This window comes from Catonella sp., assembly GCF_052169795.1.
Lineage (GTDB): Bacteria > Bacillota > Clostridia > Lachnospirales > Lachnospiraceae > Catonella.
This window is the reverse complement of sequence record NZ_JBQNBU010000160.1, coordinates 1-2,957: the sequence shown is the minus strand read 5'-3', so window position 1 is coordinate 2,957 and position 2,957 is coordinate 1. Positions and strand designations below refer to the sequence as shown.

General features: G+C 34.0%; 3 protein-coding genes. All 3 read right to left on the bottom strand.

The genetic code is table 11. From position 1 onward, the window contains the following. Positions 1 to 794, bottom strand: a 794-nt coding sequence (locus ACTTKP_RS11975) for an ABC transporter ATP-binding protein (protein ID WP_442554115.1), incomplete at its 3' end; no start/stop codon positions are given. A 120-nt stretch (positions 795 to 914) separates the two neighbouring features. After that, positions 915 to 1,688 (bottom strand): phosphatase, encoded by a 774-nt coding sequence (locus tag ACTTKP_RS11970; protein ID WP_442554114.1) that lies wholly within the window; start codon positions 1,686 to 1,688, stop codon positions 915 to 917. 305 nt (positions 1,689 to 1,993) lie between these two features. Beyond that, on the bottom strand, positions 1,994 to 2,938 hold the full coding sequence (locus tag ACTTKP_RS11965) for an acyltransferase family protein (protein WP_442554113.1): 945 nt from the start codon (positions 2,936 to 2,938) through the stop codon (positions 1,994 to 1,996). Positions 2,939 to 2,957 lie beyond the last annotated feature (19 nt).

Here is a 2,957-nt window from a genome sequence, read left to right as displayed (position 1 = left end):
AGTACCCAGTCAAGCCTAATCCACATCTTCCAATAATCATGGTTCTGTTTTTCAAACCTTTCCTTTTCAAAAAGTTCTCTGCCAAAAGCCCTTACTACTCTTACTCCTGTCAGATTCTCCTGCACAACCGCAGAAAGCTTTCCCTCTTCCACATCTGCCTCTTCAAAGATTTTACCCATTCTTTTATGACCGTATATCGAATAAGCTATATTTATAGGAATAATCGCAAGTGCAATAAGAGCCAGCTTCACATTTACTGTAAACATAAAGTAAAGAGAAAGGACAAGCATCAATACAGTCTTTAGCAGCTCTGTCAACTGCCCGGATACAAAGTTTTTCACTGCATCTACATCTGAGGTACAGCGTTGGATTATATCTCCTGTCTGATTCTTCGTATGCCACGAAAAAGGAAGCTTTGCTATATGCTCAAATATATCATTTCTCATAGTTTCAACCAGGGTTTCGGCTCCCTTGGTATTGTAATATCTGTATAGATAGTTAAAAACTGCTGCCAATATTCCTATAATTATAAGAAAGATTGCCACCACATATAGATTCTCTCTAAGATAAGCCGCACCTCCCAAACTTTCTATAAAATTTGTTACAAAGTTCGGAAAGTTACTCTCTTTACCTGTAATCAGTGTATCTACCACATAGCTTATTACCCTCGGTATTATAAGGGTAAGCAGGTTCACAAGAGAAATACAGACCACCGCAGTTATAAAATATCTCTTGCTTCCCCTTAAAAAGTATAAAAGAAGTTCTCTATTAGTATTAAATTTATTTTGTTTCATATCTTCTCCTGTCAAACAATATTAAGTGCAGAATCCCCCTTAACAGTATATTCATTACACTACAACTGTAGTCTATATTTCTGTATTATTCACCCTTAAAAGCCGGTGAATAATTATATTCTACTTAGGGCACACCATACTTAAGAAAGTTTCGGCATCTCTGTTTGCTATAAGCTCTTCCGGAAAATCAATTTCCTCAAGCATCTTAATTGCATTAGGATATTTGCCTATCTTAAATGAGCAGTGTGCATCACTGTTTACTGCTATCTTTGTTCCGGTCTCTGCACAGGTAACTGCAATCCTGCGGCATCTCTCCTTTATAACATCACCATGACCAAAGGAGGCTTCATTTATTTCTATCATTTTATTCATAGCCTTAGCCACTCTTACAACTTCTTCCACATCAAACTCAAGCCCGGAACGCCCTATATGTCCGAGCATTTTTACCTTATCATGCTCAAGCGCCTTAATATAAAGCTCAGTATTTTCTACAGCTGTAGAGTTGGCTGCAAATTCTTTAAAATGTACACTTGCAATAAGGTAATCTAACCTATTTAATATACCTTCTTCATAGGTAACCTTATTTTCATCTTTATATGGAAACGGAATATAAATATCATGACCAAATAAATTTCCCTTAAGGTCTACTATATCCACTTCTGCCCCAAATAAAAGCCTTACACCATGCCAAATCTCCGGCAAATCCCCTCTATTTATAAAAAAACCATAGCAGGCAAAGTCAGTTGAAGGCACAAAAAAAGAGCTAAAGTGGTCGGTTGTTCCAACTAACTCAAGCCCTTGTTCTTTTCCTGCCCTTAAGTTCTCCTCTATCGTCGAGTAGGCGTGCCCGGATGCCAGGGTGTGAGTGTGGGTATCTGTTTTTATTTTAATCATAATTGTGCCTCCTTTTCTTTATCTAAAATTCTTGGTAACTATACCAGTTTAGCAGAACCGGGATGATTTGTAAACGACTATCAGTAAATAATTTTATAAATAGAATAAATTAACATGGTTAGCTTATGTTGCCTATATGAAAGTTCACTTTCAATATAGGCAACATAAGCTAACCAGTAAGATGATATGCTGAGTTTGCCTATATAAGAGCTTGCTCTTAATATAAGCTAAACATTAAGAAGCCGATATTCTAAAAGCAACCGGCTTCTTATAAATATTTTGTGCTATAATTAATAGTTTGGAATTTAAATTCTTTTTCTTCCTGTATACATAAGGTATGACAATACTAAAATAACACCAAAGACTATTACGAAAGCCAAAACACTACCATTTACATATCTTATTACTTTTCCAAAAATTAAGCTTCCAAAAACCATTTGAAAACAATATAATTCCAATGATATCTTGCCTAATGAACTAAATAAATAAGATTTTATTTTCCCAAAAATTGCATCTGCAAACAGTATAATACCAAGTACATAAGGTATTGCTGCTATATAAAAGATATCACTTATGAGAAAATTTAACTTTACCATATATCCAAATTTCAGTGTCAAAAATACTCCAACTACAAGAAATATTAATGCCGAAATTAACTTATAGCTTACTTCCCATTTCCCCTCATATTTAGCCAATGTCATTCCAAGTAAAATTATCGGAATTCTGCACAGGAATATATTTATGCTATGATTTCCTACAAAATTCTCAAGTGCAAGCATTATTACCGCCCATACTGCCATAGCTATAATAAATAATTGTATATTATTCATCTTTTTTACAAGCTTAAGGTAAAATGGTACAAGCAGATAAAATATCATAATTGCCGGTATAAACCAAAGCAAAGAGCCTCCACCATTTACAATAAAATCAATACCTGTAGATGTAAGTATAGCCTTAGTTACGGAAATTTTACCCGTTATAATATATAAAACACAGGAAAAAATGAATATCGGATATATATTCAAAAATTTTCTCTTTATATACTGGAAATAATTATCAGTCTTTGAAAAATATGCCATATATCCGGTCATAAAAAAGAAGATATCTACACCGATATAGCCTGTCATTACAATATATCTTATAGCACTACTTACCATATCATTACTTCTGGACACCGGAAATAAATGAAATAAGATGATAAATAGTGCTGCTAATCCCATAATCGGCTGTTTAGTTTTCTTTAACTCCATTTAATTCCCTTCCCTATTC

Bases quoted from the DNA above. Each gene is read 5' to 3' on its own strand.
- ACTTKP_RS11970 (WP_442554114.1), bottom strand. From the start codon at position 1,688: ATGATTAAAATAAAAACAGATACCCACACTCACACCCTGGCATCCGGG.
- ACTTKP_RS11965 (WP_442554113.1), bottom strand. From the start codon at position 2,938: ATGGAGTTAAAGAAAACTAAACAGCCGATTATGGGATTAGCAGCACTA.